Annotated in this window: 18 protein-coding genes; 11 read left to right on the forward strand and 7 right to left on the reverse strand. The window is 66.1% G+C overall.

The window, feature by feature from the left end; genetic code table 11:
* Positions 1 to 98: 98 nt before the first annotated feature.
* From H1B27_RS22290 to hmuQ, 3 genes are all read left to right on the forward strand, one after another.
* Positions 99 to 1,643 (forward strand): DUF1800 domain-containing protein, encoded by a 1,545-nt coding sequence (locus H1B27_RS22290; protein WP_197967541.1) that lies wholly within the window; start codon positions 99 to 101, stop codon positions 1,641 to 1,643.
* Between the two features lie 2 nt (positions 1,644 to 1,645).
* Positions 1,646 to 2,863, forward strand: a complete 1,218-nt coding sequence (locus tag H1B27_RS22295; RefSeq protein ID WP_197967542.1) for a DUF1501 domain-containing protein — start codon at positions 1,646 to 1,648, stop codon at positions 2,861 to 2,863.
* Positions 2,864 to 3,039: 176 nt separating this feature from the next.
* Complete coding sequence (gene hmuQ / locus H1B27_RS22300; protein WP_024340421.1) at positions 3,040 to 3,363, forward strand: heme-degrading protein HmuQ; 324 nt, start codon at positions 3,040 to 3,042, stop codon at positions 3,361 to 3,363.
* A 13-nt stretch (positions 3,364 to 3,376) separates the two neighbouring features.
* On the opposite strand, the gene H1B27_RS22305 is transcribed toward hmuQ, so the two are convergent.
* The 6 genes from H1B27_RS22305 to H1B27_RS22330 all read right to left on the reverse strand — a co-directional run bounded on the left by H1B27_RS22305 (position 3,377) and on the right by H1B27_RS22330 (position 7,256).
* Complete coding sequence (locus H1B27_RS22305) at positions 3,377 to 4,318, reverse strand: aldo/keto reductase (protein WP_061877461.1); 942 nt, start codon at positions 4,316 to 4,318, stop codon at positions 3,377 to 3,379.
* A 257-nt stretch (positions 4,319 to 4,575) separates the two neighbouring features.
* Positions 4,576 to 5,031 (reverse strand): GNAT family N-acetyltransferase, encoded by a 456-nt coding sequence (locus H1B27_RS22310; RefSeq protein ID WP_197967543.1) that lies wholly within the window; start codon positions 5,029 to 5,031, stop codon positions 4,576 to 4,578.
* A 72-nt stretch (positions 5,032 to 5,103) separates the two neighbouring features.
* On the reverse strand, positions 5,104 to 5,916 hold the full coding sequence (locus tag H1B27_RS22315) for a PAS-domain containing protein (RefSeq protein ID WP_197967544.1): 813 nt from the start codon (positions 5,914 to 5,916) through the stop codon (positions 5,104 to 5,106).
* Between the two features lie 128 nt (positions 5,917 to 6,044).
* Positions 6,045 to 6,203, reverse strand: a complete 159-nt coding sequence (locus tag H1B27_RS22320) for a hypothetical protein (protein WP_061877464.1) — start codon at positions 6,201 to 6,203, stop codon at positions 6,045 to 6,047.
* Between the two features lie 73 nt (positions 6,204 to 6,276).
* A complete protein-coding gene (locus tag H1B27_RS22325) occupies positions 6,277 to 6,453 on the reverse strand; it encodes a hypothetical protein (protein WP_162832045.1) in 177 nt (58 codons plus the stop codon).
* Positions 6,454 to 6,605: 152 nt separating this feature from the next.
* Positions 6,606 to 7,256, reverse strand: coding sequence for a glutathione S-transferase family protein (locus H1B27_RS22330; RefSeq protein ID WP_197967545.1), 651 nt, complete (start codon positions 7,254 to 7,256; stop codon positions 6,606 to 6,608).
* 566 nt (positions 7,257 to 7,822) lie between these two features.
* Here H1B27_RS22330 and H1B27_RS22335 point away from each other — a divergent pair.
* The 7 genes from H1B27_RS22335 (at position 7,823) to H1B27_RS22365 (ending at position 16,083) form a co-directional block, all read left to right on the forward strand.
* Complete coding sequence (locus tag H1B27_RS22335) at positions 7,823 to 9,025, forward strand: pyridoxal phosphate-dependent aminotransferase (protein WP_028176678.1); 1,203 nt, start codon at positions 7,823 to 7,825, stop codon at positions 9,023 to 9,025.
* Positions 9,026 to 9,361: 336 nt separating this feature from the next.
* A complete protein-coding gene (locus H1B27_RS22340) occupies positions 9,362 to 9,841 on the forward strand; it encodes a DUF992 domain-containing protein (RefSeq protein ID WP_061877466.1) in 480 nt (159 codons plus the stop codon).
* A 154-nt stretch (positions 9,842 to 9,995) separates the two neighbouring features.
* Positions 9,996 to 12,044: an elongation factor G gene (locus H1B27_RS22345; protein ID WP_197967546.1), complete on the forward strand. Its 2,049-nt coding sequence runs from the start codon at positions 9,996 to 9,998 to the stop codon at positions 12,042 to 12,044.
* 332 nt (positions 12,045 to 12,376) lie between these two features.
* Complete coding sequence (locus H1B27_RS22350) at positions 12,377 to 12,643, forward strand: helix-turn-helix domain-containing protein (protein ID WP_061877468.1); 267 nt, start codon at positions 12,377 to 12,379, stop codon at positions 12,641 to 12,643.
* A gap of 99 nt (positions 12,644 to 12,742) precedes the next feature.
* Entirely contained in the window at positions 12,743 to 14,485 is a 1,743-nt protein-coding gene (locus tag H1B27_RS22355; protein ID WP_197967547.1) for a SulP family inorganic anion transporter, read from the forward strand.
* Between the two features lie 66 nt (positions 14,486 to 14,551).
* Positions 14,552 to 15,391 (forward strand): shikimate dehydrogenase, encoded by an 840-nt coding sequence (locus H1B27_RS22360; RefSeq protein ID WP_197967548.1) that lies wholly within the window; start codon positions 14,552 to 14,554, stop codon positions 15,389 to 15,391.
* A 65-nt stretch (positions 15,392 to 15,456) separates the two neighbouring features.
* A complete protein-coding gene (locus tag H1B27_RS22365; RefSeq protein WP_061877502.1) occupies positions 15,457 to 16,083 on the forward strand; it encodes a hypothetical protein in 627 nt (208 codons plus the stop codon).
* 228 nt (positions 16,084 to 16,311) lie between these two features.
* Here the strand turns inward: H1B27_RS22365 and H1B27_RS22370 are convergent, their stop codons facing one another.
* Complete coding sequence (locus H1B27_RS22370) at positions 16,312 to 17,448, reverse strand: alpha-hydroxy acid oxidase (RefSeq protein WP_131869236.1); 1,137 nt, start codon at positions 17,446 to 17,448, stop codon at positions 16,312 to 16,314.
* A 114-nt stretch (positions 17,449 to 17,562) separates the two neighbouring features.
* On the opposite strand from H1B27_RS22370, the gene H1B27_RS22375 reads away from it, so the two are divergent.
* Entirely contained in the window at positions 17,563 to 17,730 is a 168-nt protein-coding gene (locus H1B27_RS22375; protein WP_165935878.1) for a hypothetical protein, read from the forward strand.
* Positions 17,731 to 17,870: the final 140 nt, after the last annotated feature.

A 17,870-nucleotide genomic window follows, 5' to 3' on the forward strand; every position in this document is an offset into this window, starting at 1 on the left:
TTCGCCGTCATTTTCATGTCGGGTTCATCTGTCGCTGCGGTATATTACGCGCCGCGCACGTATCAGGAAAGCGGCTCCAACGCGCGAAGGACAGATCGATGGCCCGCGATACGCAAGCTGCCCTCGTCGCGCTCAACCGCTTTGGCTTCGGCGCCCGCGGTGGCGCGTCGGGCGATCTCATCAACGCAAGCTCCGACCCGCGCGGATTCGTGAAGGCCGAGCTTGCGCGTCCCAACGGCGTGCTGCTGGAAGCGCCGGGACTGCAATCGACGCCGCAACTCGGGCAGGCCGTCTTTGCCTATCAGGACCAGGTCAAGCAGGCGCGCGAAGCGGCGAAGGCCGCCGCGCCCGCTGAGACGCCGCCGGCCGCACCGACCGAACTCCGCCGCAATCCCTCCCTGAACGCGGCGGCGACGGAGATCGCAGGCCAGATGGCGGAGGCGAAGCCTGCGGACAATGCGGCAAGGCCGGACGCCATGCAGCCCAACGCGGCGGCACCGCCGGCCGCAAAGCCCGCGCCGCAGCCGCTCAACGTGATCCAGAAGACCTTTCGCGCCGAAGCGCTGGCGCGGTTGCAGCGCGCGACGCTGGCCGAGTGCGGCTTCACCGAGCGCCTCGTCGCGTTCTGGTCCAACCATTTCTGCATCTCCGCCAGCAAAGGCGAATTGGCGCGGATCTGGGCCGGCGCGTTCGAGCGCGAGGCGATCAGGCCGCACGTGCTCGGGCGCTTCCCCGACATGCTGAGGGCAGTCGAGCAGCATCCCGCGATGCTGTTCTTTCTCGACAACCAGCAATCGCTCGGACCGGATTCTCGCGCCGGGCAGAATCGCAAGCGCGGGTTGAACGAAAATCTCGCGCGCGAGATCATGGAGCTGCATACGCTCGGCGTTGGCGGCGGCTACACGCAAGGCGACGTCACCTCGCTCGCGCGCATCATCACCGGCTGGACCTTCGCGGGCCGGCAGGGGCAGCTAGGGTCGCCCGGCTCCTTCGTCTTCAGCGTCAATGCGCATCAGCCCGGGCCGCAAGTCCTGCTCGGCAGGAGCTACGAGGCCACCGGGCTCGCACAGGGCGAAGCAGCGCTCGCCGACCTCGCGCGGCATCCGTCGACCGCGAATTTCATCGCCACCAAATTCGTCCGTCACTTCGTCGCAGATGATCCGCCGCCGACGCTCGTTGCGCGCCTGCGCGATGTCTTCGTCAAGTCCGACGGCGATCTCAAGGCGCTTGCCATGGCGCTGGTCGATTCCGATGAAGCGTGGAAGGCGCCGCTGACCAAGATGCGCTCACCTTACGATTTCCTGGTCGCGAGCGGCCGGCTGCTCGCGCAGGTGCCGGAGGACCCGAGCCGCTATCTCAGCGGCCTCAACCTGCTCGGTCAGCCGCTATGGTCGCCGCCCGGCCCCAACGGCTTTCCCGACACCAATGCCGCCTGGGCCGCGCCTGAAGGCATCAAGCTCAGGCTGGACATCGCGGCGCAGATCGGCGCGCGGCTCGGCAACAACATCGATCCGCTCGACCTCCTGGAGTTCGCAGCCGCCGACGCGGCCTCGATCGAAACGCGCAGAACCATCGAGCGCGCGGAGTCGCGACAGCAGGCGCTGGCGCTGCTGTTGATGTCGCCGGAAATGCAGAGGAGATGAAGATGATCGACTGCGTCGAAAACCGGCTCCTCACCTCGCGCCGCGGCCTGCTGCTCGGCGGCGCTTCCTTCGCGGCCTGGGCCTACCTGCCGAAATTCGCCCGCGCCGCCGATGGGCGCGATCCACGATTGATCGTGGTGATCCTGCGCGGCGCGCTCGACGGTCTCTCGACGGTCGGTCCGATCGGCGACCCCGACTATGCCGGCCTGCACGGCTCGATAGCGCTCACCGCTGATGGTGCGCATCCCGCGATCATGCTCGATTCCTTCTTCGCGCTGCATCCGGCGATGCCGGAATTTGCGCGCATGTATCGCGACAGGCATGCGGCGGTGATCCATGCGGTGGCGACGCCCTATCGCGACCGCTCGCATTTCGACGGCCAGGACGTGCTCGAAAGCGGCTTTGTCGGCCCGGGCCGCGTGCAGTCCGGCTGGCTCAACCGCGCGCTGGAAGCGCTGCCGCGCGGCGAGCGCGTGTCGAGCGGTCTGGCCGTCGGGCCGACCACGCCGCTGGTGCTGCGTGGCAACGCGCCCACCGTCGGCTGGGCGCCGGTGGCGCTGCCGCAGGCCGATGACGACACCGCGATGCGCCTCATGGAGCTCTACCGTCACCGCGATCCCGCACTGGCCTCGGCGTTGTCGCAAGGCCTCCAGCTCGACAAGGCCGCGAGTGGCGACGACATGAAAGCGACGCGCGGCAACGCCGTCGCACAGATGCGGCAGGTCGCGCGCGGCGCGGCGAAGCTGATGGCGGCCGACGATGGCCCGCGCATCGCCGCGCTCGCCTTCGACGGCTGGGACACGCATGCCAACGAAGGCGGCCCTGTGGGGCGTCTCGCCTTCCTGCTCGGAGGCCTCGACGGCGCGCTCGCCGAGTTCGAAAGCGGCCTGGGGGATCGCTGGCGCGAGACCGTCGTCGTCGTCGCCACCGAGTTCGGCCGCACCGCGCGCATCAACGGCACCGACGGCACCGATCACGGCACGGGAACGATCGCGCTGCTCGCAGGCGGCGCGGTGAAGGGCGGCCGCGTCATCGCCGACTGGCCCGGCCTCAAGCTCGCCAACCTCCACGAGGCCCGCGACCTCAAGCCGACGACGGACCTGCGCTCCGTGATCAAGGGCGTGCTGCAGGACCGGTTCGGCCTGTCCGACCGCGTGCTGGCGGAGACGGTGTTTCCGGATAGCGCAAGCGCAAGGCCGATGAAGGGGCTGGTGGCTTAGGTCGTCATTCCGGGGCGCGCGGCTTGTCCGCCGAAGCTCGAAGAGCGAAGGCGGAAGCGCGAACCCGGAAATCCATTCATCGACTTGTTCCGTGGCGAAATGGATTCCGGGCCTGCGCCTTGCGGCGCATCCCGGAATGACGACATGATGGGCGGAGCATCAGGAGAGACCACCCAATGTACATCGCCATGAACCGCTTCCGCGTCGCCAAGGGCTCCGAGGCTGCTTTCGAGCAGGTCTGGCTTTCGCGCGACACCCATCTCGACAAGGTGCCGGGCTTCGTCGAATTCCATCTGCTGAGGGGCCCCGAGCTCGAGGACCACACGCTCTACGCCTCCCACACCGTGTGGGCGAACCACGCCGCGTTCGAGGCCTGGACCAAGTCGGAGGCGTTTCGCGCGGCGCATCACAAGGCGGGAGACAACAAGCCGCTTTATCTCGGCCATCCCCAGTTCGAGGGCTTCGAGGTGGTGCAGACGGTCGGCCGCGGCGCGAAGTAGCGCGCCGCAGAGCTCAGCCCAGGGTGATCTTGTCGATCTCCGCCATCTCATCCGCGCTGAGCTTCCAGGCGATCGCCTTCACGTTCTCCTCGATCTGCTCGACGCGCGTGGCGCCTGCGATCACGCTCGACACCTGCGGGCGCGCGGCGAGCCAGGAGAAGGCGAGCTCCAGCATCGAGCGGCCGTGCGCCTTGGCGAAGGCCTGGAGCTTCTCGACCATGTCCTCGTTGCGCGGCGTGACGTAACGGTCGCGCAGCGCCGGGGCCTTGGCAAAGCGCGTGTCGGCGGGTGCCGCCGCGCCGCGCTGGTACTTGCCCGTCAGCAGGCCGCTCGCGAGCGGGAAGAACGGCAGCAGGCCGAGCCTGTACTCTTGCGCCGCCGGCAGCAGGTCCTTCTCGATATCGCGAACCAGCAATGAGTATTCGTCCTGGCAGGAGACGAAGCGGCTGACATTCATCGCGCGCGCGGTGAACTCGGCTTCCGCGATCCGCCAGGCCGGGAAGTTGGAGTTGCCGATGTAGCGCACCTTGCCTTGCCGGATGAGATCGTCGAGCGCACGCAACGTCTCCTCCATCGGCGTCAGCGGATCGTAATCGTGCTGCTGGTAGAGGTCGATGTAGTCGGTCTTGAGCCGCCTCAGGCTCGCCTCGACCGCATCCATGATGTAGCGGCGCGAGGCGCCCTGCCTGGTGCCGTCGGTCGCCATCGGCTTGGCATATTTGGTGGCGAGCACGATGTCCTTGCGGCGATCGCCGAGCACGGTGCCGAGCACCGTCTCCGAGCCGCCCATCCCGGCATAGATGTCGGCGGTGTCGAACAGCGTGATGCCGAGATCGAGCGCGCGATGGATCACCTTGCGCGAGGTCTCCAGATCCGTGCGCTGGCCGAAATTGTTGCAGCCGAGCCCGACCGCAGACACGCGAAGGCCGGAGGCGCCGAGATTGCGAATTTCCATGGGAGATCCTGTCAGATGAGCAGCGGCACATTGTGACCACCGTGCGCCGCATCAGCAAGCCGATGCCTGCGCTGCTGCCATGCAGACAATCCCGGACAAAAAAATGCGGCCCCTGTCAGACGCGGCGACTGACGGGGGCCGCTTTGGGGCGCTTGATCGGTGACGGGGGGCCTGACCAGACGCAGGCGCAGCGTAGTCTTGCTGTGTTACGCCCGGGTGACAGGCGGAGTTATCCACAAGGCTTCAGGGCGCAGGACTCAGAAGATCTTGCGATAGACGATGAAGCCGGACCGCTCCGCGACCTTGTCGTACAGGCGCTGCGCCGTCAGATTGGTCTCGTGCGTCTGCCAGTACACGCGCGGCGATCCCGCGAGCTTTGCCCGCTCATAGACGCCATGGATCAGCGCCGAGGCAACGCCCTTGCCGCGCGCTGCCTCGAGCGTGAACAGGTCCTGCAAATAGCAGGACGGCTCGATCGCGGTGGTGCTGCGATGAAACAGATAATGCGTCAGCCCGAGCAGGCGGCCGTCGTCCTCGGCCACCAGCGCATGCATCGGCTCATAGGCATCGAAGAAGCGCTGCCACGTCATCTTCGTAATCTCGGGCGCCAGGGCGGTCGGGCCCGAGCGGCCGTAGAAGGCGTTGTAGCCGTCCCACAGCGGCAGCCATTGATCGTAATCCTGCCTCGTGACGGCGCGAATGGTGAGCGACATGTGAAATTCCCGCGATCGATGAAGCGTCCTTCATACGTGATGGTCGCACTGCCGATCAATCGCGCCGTCGCGTCACTCCGCGATGCGCAGGTAGCGGGTCAGCTTGCGGTTTGCGGGGTCGCGCAGCGAGCGGTAGTAGTCGGCGCGTGATGGCTCGTCGGTGTGGCGCACGAGGTCGGTCACCGGGGTGTAGCTCAGCATGCGTCCACCGTCGGGCAGCGCGGTGCAGACGAAGCGCAGCACCTCGCCGTTGCTCAATTTGATGTTGATCGGCGTGGCATCGCCGCCCCGCACCATCTCCATGCGGCGCGCGATGAAGGTGCCGAGTTCGTCCTCCGGCAGCTCGAACGCGCCGATGTCGCGGCCGTGATACATCAGCGCGATGAAGGGCGGCTTACGTTCGGCGATCTGGTCGGGCAGTGCAAAATAATCGCGGAACGCGCGGTTGATGAATTCGGCCCGGGTCTCGGCATCGAGCAGCACGATGCCGATATCCACCTGGTCGAGCGCGGCCGACAGCCGTGCGGCCGTGGCGTGGCTCCGGCGCTCGGCCGCGACCGTGCCGAGCAGCCGCTCGCGCATCAGGCCGGTGATGCCGGCGGTGCCGACAGCCGTGACGGTCAGGAGACCGAGCCGGACCAGATCGGCGGCGCCATAGCCGGAAACGCCGTGGCGGTTGAGGAAGAACAGCGCCGCGCCGATCACTGCGACAGCGGCCGTCGTCATGGCGGAGGCGAGCCCCGCGAGCGCGCCGGCGAGAGCCACGATGCAGACCAGCAGCGGCGCGGGCGAGGGGGGTGGGATGAAGCGATCGAACAGCATTGCCAGCAGCAGGGCGGCTGCCGTCAGCACCGGACCGGAGATCGCACGCCATCCGAGCCGCATGGGCCAGTCTCGCTCCTTCCGAACGAGGTCAGGCCGCAACACTGACTGATTGTTGCGTGACTGCGATGCGGTTTCGTGCGGCGTGCTTAAGGCGCGCTTGCGTGCAACCCTCAAGCTTTCCGATGATTTTAGACCATGTGCGCGTGCTTGACGCGCTGTTGCAGCGTGGGCGCATTCAGGGTCGACGTCCCCGTGCCCTTGCGCGTGCCGACGATGATCAACAGCGACGCCGCGACCAGGATGGCCGCGGTCAGGGTGATTGCAACGACTACCACAGGTGATTTCATCGACGTCCTGTCGCGATGCCGGTCGGCGCGGGCCGCACGGCGCCCTGAAGGCAGGTCCAGGATGAAACGGGAATCAGACCGGCAGGCCCATCGCCATGGTCGCCTTGGTCGACAGCACCGTCAGGGTGACGATCAGGCACAGCGAGAGCGCGGCGACGGCGAGCGAGGCCGCGACCGCATGGGTGAGCCGGGAAGACGCGACGGTAGCGGATGGGCTCTGAAAGCCTGCCGTGCCGGACGCCCGCATCATGGTCTAAATCCTTCAACACGCGAGCGAATCACCCGCGACTTTCCGGAATTTCCCAGTTCCAACCGGCAATATTGCGGCGGCCATCGCGCCAAAAATGGCGAGATTGCGGCAAACGGGCCCTTCTGCCCGCTATTCGCGCAGGTGCGGCGCCGTCAGGCGCCCGCCGCGATGCTGGCGGGGTCGTCGATGTCGGCCGGGCGCCAGTCCATGGTCACGAAGCCGGGCGCGGCTTCGACGCGCGCGAGCCAGTCCCGGATCGCCGGGAAGGTGGAAAGATCGAAGTCGCAACGGTCGGCGAGGTGGGTGTAGCCATACAGCGCGATGTCGGCGACCGTGAGCTGGCGCGCGGCGAAATAAGCGTTGGTCTTGAGATGGTTCTCCATCACCTGGAGCGCGCCATAGCCGCGCTCCATCCAGTCCTCCAGCGAATGGGTCTGGAGATCGCGGCCGCCCTTGACCAGCGACAGCCAGAAATAGGCGGCGCCGATGTTCGGCTCGAGCGCGTGCTGCTCGAAGAACATCCATTGCAGCGCCTCGGCGCGATCGATGCGGTTTTCCGGCGCAAGCGGCGTGCCGACGGCGACGTACCAGAGAATGGCATTGGACTCGGCGAGATGGCGGCCCTCGCCGACCTCGAGCAGCGGCACCTGTCCCGACGGGTTCTTGCTGAGAAAGTCCGGCGTGCGGCTCTCGCCGCGCAGGATGTCCACCTCCACCGCTTCGTAAGGCAGGTTGAGCAGCGCCAGCGCAAGGCGAACCTTGTAGCTGTTGCCCGAGCGTTGCATCGAATAGAGCTTGTACATTCTGCAGTTCGAATCCGAGGACGTGAAGACGCGGCGATCGTTGCCCCCGCGAGGCGGCTAAACAATGATGCCGATGCGAATCCGCCGCAAGAGCCGGCCAATAGAAAAACTCGAAAACCCTGCCGCACTGCAACGTTGCGGAAGATCATTTCCGCGCGAGCATGCAATTCAGCTCACGCTTGCGTCAACGCGGGCATTGCTCGGCGAGATCATCAAGTGGGTAGGGATCGTATCGACGATCGGACGGACCAGTGCCCACGCATTGCCATGGCCGGGCTTGTCCCGGCCATTCACGTGTTGCCACATGACAAGAAGTACGTGACTGGGCGGACAAGCCCGGTCATGCAAAATTGCTCCGAGGACAGGCCTTGCCGGATATGAGGAATTTGGCCGGCAAAGTTACGGAACATTGCGGTCGGGGCGCTCCGAAACGCCGGAAATCGGCAATCTTTTTCGAGATCGGGCCGAAGTTTCTTGCGGCGCAGCGGCACACGTTTTAGGGTAGCTCATTCCCACAAATGGAGTCGTGAGGCGAAAGGCTTCACGACGCTCGCCAGGAGATGATGATGTCCTTCCTTGCCGCTGCGCTCGACCGTGTGAAGCCGTCCGCGACCATCGCGGTCACGGATAAAGCACGCGCGCTGAAAGCGGCTGGCCGCAACGTCATCGGCCTCGGCGCCGGCGAGCCCGACTTCGACACGCCCGCCAACATCAAGCTGGCGGCGATCCACGCCATCGAGGCCGGCAAGACCAAGTACACCGCGGTGGATGGCATCCCCGAGCTGAAGGAAGCCATCATCGCCAAGTTTCAGCGCGAGAACGGCGTCGCCTACAAGCCGAACCAGATCATCGTCGGCACCGGCGGCAAGCAGGTGCTCTACAACGCGCTGATGGCGACCATCAATCCGGGCGACGAGGTGATCATTCCCGCGCCCTATTGGGTCAGCTATCCCGAGATGGTCGCGCTCGCCGGCGGCGAGCCGGTGCCGGTGGTCTGCACCGCGGCGACCGGCTTCAAGCTCCAGGCAGAGGCGCTTGAGCGCGCGATCACGCCGAAGACCAAATGGGTCATCCTGTGCTCGCCGTCGAACCCGACGGGAGCCGCCTACACGCGCTCGGAACTGAAAGCACTCACCGACGTGCTGGTGAAGCATCCCCATGTCTGGGTGATGACCGACGACATGTACGAGCATCTCGTCTATGACGACTTCCAGTTCACCACCGTCGCGCAGGTCGAGCCGGGTCTGTACGACCGCACGCTGACCGTGAACGGTGTCTCCAAGGCCTATTGCATGACCGGCTGGCGTATCGGCTATGCCGGCGGTCCGGCGCATCTCATCAAGGCGATGGCGACGATCCAGTCGCAATCGACCTCGAACCCGTGCTCGATCGCGCAATGGGCCTCGGTCGAGGCGCTGAACGGTCCGCAGGAGTTCATTCCCGCCAACAACAAGGTCTTCAAGGAGCGGCGCGACCTCGTCGTTTCCATGCTCAACCAGGCGAGCGGCATCGAGTGCCCGCGCCCCGAAGGCGCGTTCTACGTCTATCCGTCCTGCGCCGGCACCATTGGCAAGAAAGCGCCGTCGGGCAATGTGATCTCCAACGACGAGCAGTTCGTCACGGAGCTCCTGGAGACCGAAGGCGTCGCCGTGGTGCAGGGTTCGGCCTTCGGCCTGGGACCTGCGTTCCGCATCTCCTACGCGACCAAGACCTCGGACCTCGAAGACGCCTGCAAGCGCATCCAGCGCTTCTGCGGCAATCTGCGCTGAGGCTCTCGCGGAATGCGGTGAACCCCTCTCCCCTTGTGGGAGAGGGCGGATCGCCGCGAAGCGGCGAGACGGGGTTCTCTCTCCGCGAGTCCGTCTGCCAGTTCAATTCGCGGAGACAACCCCTCATCCGGCGCCATAGCCGAAGCTCCGCTTCGGCGTTGTTGAACGGCGGCCGAAGGCCGCCTATGCCACCTTCTCCCACAAGGGGAGAAGGAAGACAGCGCACCAATTCGTCGTGCGCGATCTGGCACCACCACGGCTGTTGTGGCATAGACCATCACGCAACACGGGTGGGGCGCTCTCTCTGCTCGCATCACATCATCGCCGGAGACATTCATGCGCCGTTCATTCCTCCTCGCAGGGCTCACTGCCGCCAGCCTTCTTGCCACCGTCGCGAGCGGCAGCGCGCAGCAGCGGATGACGCGGGTCGGCGTGCTCGAGTGCCGCGGCGGCGCCAGTGTCGGCTTCATCGTGGGTTCGGTGACCCATCTCGGCTGCGTGCTGCGCGCCGACGGCTTGCCCGATGACCGCTATGTCGCGACCATCCGCAAGGTCGGCCTCGACATCGGCATTACCCAGGAGACGGCCCTGGCCTGGGGTGTGTTCGCACCGGTCGACCGGCTCGGCCCCGGCGACCTCTCCGGCAATTACGCGGGTGCGCAGGGCAGCGCCTCGGTCGGCGTCGGTCTCGGCGGCAACGTTCTGGTCGGCGGCTCCAACAACTCGATCGCGCTCCAGCCGCTCAGCGTGCAGGGCCAGGTCGGCCTCAACATCGCCGCCGGACTCGAAAGCCTGGAACTGCGTCCGGGGCGGTAACACTTTCGCGTGTGATCGCGCCGCGCGAAGCGGCGCGATTTTACTGACGACGCACCGCAGCGACTTTTGACGCTTGCCAAATCTCGGGGACGGGCAGAGCATCGGCGCTTGCCGACCCAATCATGGGCCGAGCTCCACACCAAGGAGGCGGCGAATGGGACAAGACGTCAGAAGTCCCCGAGGTCCACGGTGCATCGCGCTGGTGGGCCCTTTCCAAAGCGGTAAAACCACACTTTTAGAAGCAATCCTGGCGCGAACGGGCGCGATCCCGCGTGCCGGCAGCGTCGATGCCGGAACCTCCGTCGGCGACGCCACGCCAGAGGCCCGTCAGCACAAGATGACCGTCGGGCTGACCGCCGCGACCACGAATTTCATGGGCGACAGCTACACCTTCCTCGATTGTCCCGGTTCCGTCGAGTTTGCCCACGACATGCGCGCCGCGTTGCCCGCGGTCGATGCCGCAATCGTGGTCTGCGAGGCCGACGAGAAGAAGCTGCCGCAGCTTCAGATCATCCTGCGCGAGCTGGAGGAGCTGAAGATCCCGCGTTTCCTGTTCCTGAACAAGATCGATCGCGCCAGCCAGCGCATCCGCGAGACGCTCGCCATGCTGCAGCCCGCCTCGCGCGTGCCGCTGGTGCTGCGCCAGATCCCGATCTGGAAGGACGAGTTGATCGAGGGCTTCGTCGATCTCGCGCTGGAACGCGCCTTCATCTATCGCGAGCACAAGGCGTCCGAGGTGATGGCGCTCGAAGGCGGCGATCTCGATCGCGAGAAGGAAGCCCGCTTCTCGATGCTGGAGAAGCTTGCCGATCACGACGATGCGCTGATGGAGCAACTGCTCGAGGACATCCAGCCGCCGCGCGATGCCGTGTTCGACGATCTCGCCCGCGAATTGCGCGAAGGCTTGATCTGCCCGGTGCTGCTGGGCTCGGCTGCGCGCGAAAACGGCGTGCTGCGCCTGATGAAGGCGCTGCGCCACGAGGCGCCCGGCATCGCGGAGACGGCGAAGCGTCTCGGCGTCCCCGAGTCCAAGGACGCGCTCGGCTACGTCTTCAAGACAGTGCATTCGCAGCACGGCGGCAAGCTGTCGCTGACACGCCTGCTTGCCGGCCATCTCGACGACGGAGCGACGCTGCAATCCGCCTCCGGGGGCCTGGGGCGCGTCTCCGGCGTCCTCGCCGTCAACGGCGCCTACGACACCAAGCGTGCCTCGGCCGAAGCCGGCGACACGGTGGCGCTCGCCAAGCTCGATGCGATCAAGACCGGCGATACGGCGTCGAACGGCAAGACGCCGCCCGCGGCCTTGATCACGATCGAGCCGACGCCGCCGGTGCTCGCGATCTCGATTGCCGCCGTCGATCGCAAGGACGACGTCAAGCTCGGCCAGGCGATGGCGCGGCTGCATGAGGAGGATCCGTCACTCGTCGTCGTGCAGAACGCCAAGACCCATGACACCGTGCTGTGGGGGCAGGGCGAGATGCACCTGCGCGTGGCGGGTGAGCGGCTGCGCGACCGCTTCGGCGTCAAGGTCACCTCGCATCCGCCGGGGATCGGCTACCAGGAGACCATCCGTAAGCCGATCACCCAGCGCGGGCGGCACAAGAAGCAGTCCGGCGGCCACGGTCAGTTCGGCGACGTCGTGCTCGACATCAGGCCGCTGCCGCGCGGCGACGGCTTCAGGTTCGGCGAGAAGGTCGTGGGCGGCGCGGTGCCGCGCAACTACATCCCGGCGGTGGAAGAAGGCGTCGTCGACGGATTGGCCCGCGGCCCGCTCGGCTTCCCCGTTACCGACGTGGAGGTGACGCTGACCGACGGCTCCTATCACAGCGTCGACTCCTCCGATCTCGCCTTCCGCACGGCCGCGCGGATCGGGCTCAACGAAGGCCTGCCGCAATGCCAGCCGGTCTTGCTGGAGCCGATCCACATGGTCGAGATCGTCTGCCCGACCGACGCCACAGCCAAGATCAACGCGATCCTGTCGGCGCGGCGCGGCCAGATTCTCGGCTTCGATACCCGCGAGGGCTGGAGCGGCTGGGACTGCGTCCGCGCCATGATGCCCGAAGCCGAAATCGGGGAACTGATCGTCGAGCTGCGCTCGGCCACCGCCGGCGCCGGCAGCTTCACCCGCCAGTTCGACCACATGGCCGAGGTCACCGGCCGCGCCGCCGACCAGATCATCGCCGCGCATCAGCACGCGGCGTGAATCTGCCGCTCGCGCGGTGACAGACGGACAGTAAGGGAGGCACCGCTCTCTCACGCCCTCTTCCCGTTCTTACGGGGCGAGGGCGGGTTGGGGCTGCCTCCGCGAGTTCGGCGTCTCATTCAGGCCGGCGCCCAAACCACCGTCATTGCGAGCGAAGCGAAGCAATCCAGGCTGTCTCTACGGAAATAGCCTGGATCGCTTCGTCGCAAGAGCTCCTCGCAATGACGGAGGAGACAGACGGGCAGCCACTTGCGCTCGCCGCGGGATGATGTATTTTATATCATTGTATATGCACCAGATATCATTTATGCGTTCTGGTAAGTGAGGCCAAGGTGATCACGTCATTCCAGATGCGGGCAGCCCGCGCGCTGCTCGGCATTGACCAGAAAACCTTGGCCGAGCTCGCCGGCGTTTCATTGCCGACCATCCAGCGGATGGAGGCCAGCACCGGCAATGTTCGTGGCGTAGTCGAAACCCTGATCAAGGTGGTCGAGGCGTTCGACCGGGCCGGCGTCGAGCTGATCGGCGAGCAGGCCCGCAGCGACGGCGGCGGGCGCGGCGTTCGCCTGAAGGAGCCGGGGCAGCCGCGCCGCGTCTGAGCATGATCGCGCGTTGATCGTGCCCGGAATCAGGATGGGCTGGCGCATCGTCGCACCTCGGCAACGAAGGGGCGCACGGTGCTTTGGAGCATTGTGGGCATGAGCATCACGACCGACCAGGCAAGCCGGCTGCACCAGCTGCGTCAGCCGACCTTTGCCGAACTGTACTTGCCGAAACTCGTCACCGTCTGGCGCGAAGGCTACGGCATCGCGGATTTCCGTGCCGACGTCTTCGCCGGCCTGACGGTTGCGATCGTCGCGCTGCCACTGTCGATGGCGATCGCGATCGCCTCGGGCGTGACGCCGGACCGCGGTCTCTATACCGCCGTTGTCGGCGGCTTCATCGCCTCCCTGCTCGGCGGCAGCCGCTTCCAGATCGGCGGGCCTGCGGGCGCGTTCATCGTATTGGTCGCGGCGACCGCGGAGCGGCACGGCGTCGATGGCGTCATCCTCGCCACCATGATGGCGGGCCTGTTCCTGGTCGCTGCGGGCCTGTTGCGGGTCGGCACCTACATCAAGTTCATTCCCTATCCGGTGACGGTCGGCTTCACCGCCGGCATCGCCGTTATCATCTTCGCCAGCCAGCTCCGCGATCTCTCAGGCATCACGCTCGCAGGGAGGGAGCCCAGCGAGTTCGTGCCAAAGCTCGTCGCGCTCGCCGGCGGCCTCGACACCGTTAATCCGTCCGCCGTCGCAGTCGCCATCGTCAGCATCGCCATCATCGCCGGCTTGCGCCGCTGGCGGCCGTCTTGGCCCGGCATTCTGATCGCGGTCGTGTTTGCGGCGGTCGCCAGTAGCGTGCTGTCGCTCCCGGTCGAGACCATCGGCTCGCGCTTCGGCGGCATTCCGCGCGAGCTGCCCTCGCCGGCGCTGCCCGCGTTCTCGTTGGAGAAGGCCCGGGCCGTGCTGCCGGATGCGATCGCCTTCGCGCTGCTGGCCGCCATCGAATCGCTGCTGTCGGCGGTGGTCGCCGACGGCATGACCGGCCGCCGTCACCGCTCCAATTGCGAACTGGTGGCGCAAGGCGCGGCCAATATCGGCTCGGCGCTGTTCGGCGGCATCTGCGTCACCGGCCTGATCGCACGCACCGCCACCAACATCCGCGCCGGCGCGCACGGACCGATGGCGGGCATGCTGCACTCCGTGTTCCTGCTGCTGTTCATGCTGATCGCGGCGCCGCTGGCGAGCTACATTCCGCTGGCCGCGCTCGCCTCGGTGCTGGTCGTGGTGGCCTGGACCATGGCGGAGAAGCACGAATTCGCCACGCTCCTGCGTTCGTCATGGGGCGATGCCGTGGTGCTGCTCGCGACCTTCCTGCTCACGGTCTTCCGCGATCTCACCGAGGGCATCCTGGTCGGCTTCGCGCTCGGCGCGGTGCTGTTCATCCACCGCATGGCGGAGATGACCGGCATCGAGGAGCGCACGCCGCTGGTGGCGGCCGATCGCCCCGACGATGGCAATGGCGATCGCGTTCCCTACGATTCCGCCCTCGCGGTCGACCGCGACGTGCTGGTCTATCGCATCACCGGTGCGTTCTTCTTCGGCGCGGCCTCGGCGATCGGCGGCGTGCTCGATGGCATCGCCGACAAGCGCAAGGCCTTCGTGGTCGATTTCGCCGCGGTGCCGTTCCTGGATTCGACCGCGGCCAACGTGCTTGGCCGCGTCGCCGCCAAGGCGCACCGCCAGGGCATCAAGCTGTTCATCACGGGAGCCTCGCCCACGGTCCGCCGCGCGCTGCTCACCCATGGCGTGACGCCGCCGCGCGCGCGCTATCGCACGAGCCTCGAGCGCGCCATCGCCGACATCAAGAGCCGGGCCGCCGACGAGGCCGCTGCGAGCTGACGACGTACGCTTGACAGAGCGGGCGCGACGCGAAATGGATCGCCTCGGAAACGACCCGAGGGAAAGATGACCGCGCCAAGAACTCCCGCAGCCTGTCTGATCGGATGGCCGGCCGCGCATTCGCGCTCGCCGCTGATCCATCATTACTGGCTGCGCACGCTCGGCATTGCAGGCGGCTACGTCATCGAGGCGGTGCCTCCCGAGAATCTGCGCGATTTCGTGCTGCGGCTGTCGCTCCGCGGCTTCGTCGGGGCCAACGTTACCATCCCGCACAAGGAAGCCGTGCTGGCGCTGTCGACGCCTGACGCCCGCGCAAAGGCGGTCGGCGCCGCGAACACGCTGTGGTTTGCCGACGGCGAGCTGCGTTCGACCAACACCGATGTCGAAGGTTTCATCAACAATCTCGACGCCGGCGCGCCCGGCTGGGGCGCGGCCGAGCAGGCGCTGGTGCTGGGCGCCGGCGGCTCCTCGCGCGCGGTGGTGTTCGGCCTGCTGGAACGCGGCATCAGATGCGTGCATGTCGCCAACCGCACCGTCGAACGGGCCGAGGCGCTGGCAAGGCAGTTCGGGCCGAACGTGCGTCCGCTGTCCTGGGACGCGATCAGCGACGTGCTGCCGCGCGTGAAACTTCTCGTGAACACGACCTCGCTCGGCATGCATGGCCAGCCTCCGCTCGATGTTGACGTCGCGCGCCTGCCGCAGGCGGCGGTCGTCGCCGACCTCGTCTATGTTCCCCTGGTGACGCCGCTGCTGGCCGCAGCAACGGCGCGCGGCCTGAAGACCGCCGACGGGCTCGGCATGCTGCTGCATCAGGCGGTGCGCGGCTTCGAGCTGTGGTTCGGCCGCCGGCCCGAGGTCACGGCCGAGCTGCGCGCATTGGTCGAGGCCGATCTCACAAAGACTTGAGAGGGGCTCGGCGAATAGCACACCATCTCTGGAGTTCTACCGTCGTGGGGCAATCGGAGATCGTCATGCCTGTTCAACGTGCAACTTTCACACGTCCGCTGATCGCCGTCGCGATGGTGGCCGTCTCAACCTACTGCGCCTTTGCCCAGAGGGCGCCGGTGCCGACGCGCGTGCGCGGCACGATCGAGAGCGTCAATGGCGACACCATGCAGGTCAAGTCGCGCAGCGGTGAAGACGTCAAGCTTCATATCGCCTCCGACGTGAACGTCTCGGGGATCACCAGGATCTCACTTGCCGACATCAAGCCGGGTTCTTTCATCGGTGCGACCACCGTGCCGGGACCGGACGGCGGCCAGAACGCGGTCGAGGTTCATGTGTTTCCGGAGAGCATGCGCGGCACCGGCGAGGGCTCCCGGCCCTGGGACCTCAAGCCGAACTCCAGCATGACCAATGCGACCGTGGCCGAAAGCGTTGTCGGCAATGACGGTCACACGCTGCTGGTCAAGTACAAAGACGGCGAGAAGAAGGTGTTCGTCGCCGACAACACGCCGGTGGTGACCTTCGTGCCGAGCGACAAATCCGAGTTGAAGCCGGGTGCGAAGGTCATCGCCTTCATGAAGCAATTGCCCGACGGCTCGTTCGAGACCAACCGCGTCAGTGTCGGCCGCGACGGCCTGGCGCCGCCGATGTGAGGGGGGTGTGAGACGCGCGCCTGCCGCCTCAAATACCGCCGTCGTCCCGGACAAGCGTCAGCGCAGATCCGGGACCCATAATCACAGGAAAAAGTTGTTACGCGATGCAGGTCACTCCGAGTCCCCTTAGCCACACCCGCCTGTGGCTATGGGTCCTGGATCGGCGCGCGCTTCGGGCGCGCTTGTCCGGGACGACAGTGATTATTGCACGGCATCCTGGCAGAAGCCTCACATCGCAATGATATGATCGTCGATCTCGTCGATCCGGTTGACGCCGCACAGGCCCATGGTCGTGAGCAGCTCCTTCTGGATGATGTCGATCGCCTTGGCGACGCCGGCCTGGCCGCCGGCACCGAGGCCATAGGCATAGGCGCGGCCGATCATGCAGGATTTTGCGCCGAGCGCGAGCGCGCGCATCACGTCCTGGCCGGAGCGGATGCCGCCGTCGAACATGATCTCCATCTTGTCACCGACGGTGTCGACGATTTCGGGAAGGACCTCGATCGAGGACGGTGCACCGTCGAGCTGACGGCCGCCATGGTTGGAGACCACAATCGCCTGCGCACCGGTTTTCGCGGCGAGCTCGGCGTCCTCGACGTCGAGGATGCCCTTCAGGATCAGCTTGCCCGGCCAGATCGAGCGGATCCAGTCGATGTCGTTCCAGTTCAGCGAGGTGTCGAATTGCGAGCTGATCCAGGTCGATAGCGAGGTGATGTCGTCGCTGACCTTCAGATGACCGGCGAGATTGCCGAAGGTGCGGCGCTTGCCTTGCAGCACGCCGGAGACCCAGGCGGGCTTGCTGGCGAAGTCCAGCAGCTTCGACAGCGACCATTCCGGCGGCACCGTCATGCCGTTCTTGATGTCGGCATGGCGTTGGCCGATCACCTGGAGGTCGACGGTCAGCACCAATGCGCTGCACTTGGCCGCGATCGCGCGCTCGATCAACGCCTTGATGAAGCCGCGGTCCTTCATCACGTAGAGCTGGAACCAGAACGGCTTCTCGACATTGGCGGCGATGTCCTCGATCGAGCAGATCGACATGGTCGATTGCGTGAACGGGATGCCGGCGGCCTGTGCGGCGCGGCAGGCGTGGATCTCGCCGTCGCCGTGCTGCATGCCGAGAAGGCCGACGGGCGCGAGCATCAGCGGCATGGTCGCGGGCTCGCCCAGGATCGTGGTCGAGGTGTCGCGCTTGGAGACGTCGACCAGGATGCGCTGGCGGAATTTGATCGCCTGCATGTCCTCGCGGTTGGCGCGCAGCGTTTCCTCCGCATAGGAGCCGCGGTCGCAATAATCGAAGAACGCCTTCGGCACGCGGCGCTGATGCAGCGCGCGAAGATCATCGATACAGGTGATGTGCTTCATGTCTTTTCCCCGGCCCGTCTTGCTTGGAAGTCTTGCATCGGAAGATTTCGGGGTCATCTAGCATGGTTGGATGCATAGCCAAATCGTTTGCAGGACGTTTTGCAGGAGGGCGCGATGACGAGGCCGCACGCTGGACCTTCGCCGGAAGAGATCAAGGAGAAGCACGATCTCGAGGAGGCGCTGGAAGAGGGATTGGAAGAAACGTTTCCGGGCTCGGATCCCGTCAATGTCACCCAGCCGGCGCCGAGCCGCGAGGATGGCCATGTGAAGCGCACCCGGTAGGGGCAGGTTCCGCCTCGGCGCCGCGCTTCGGCCGGAAATATAGTGTTAACAAGATCTTACTGAGCCGGTGCCGCGCCCGGTTCCGTAATGATTCATCATATTTCTTGAAGCCAAGTTAGCCGCGATAGCATTATAAGAAC

The organism is Bradyrhizobium diversitatis (genome assembly GCF_016031635.1).
Classification (GTDB): Bacteria; Pseudomonadota; Alphaproteobacteria; order Rhizobiales; family Xanthobacteraceae; genus Bradyrhizobium; species Bradyrhizobium diversitatis.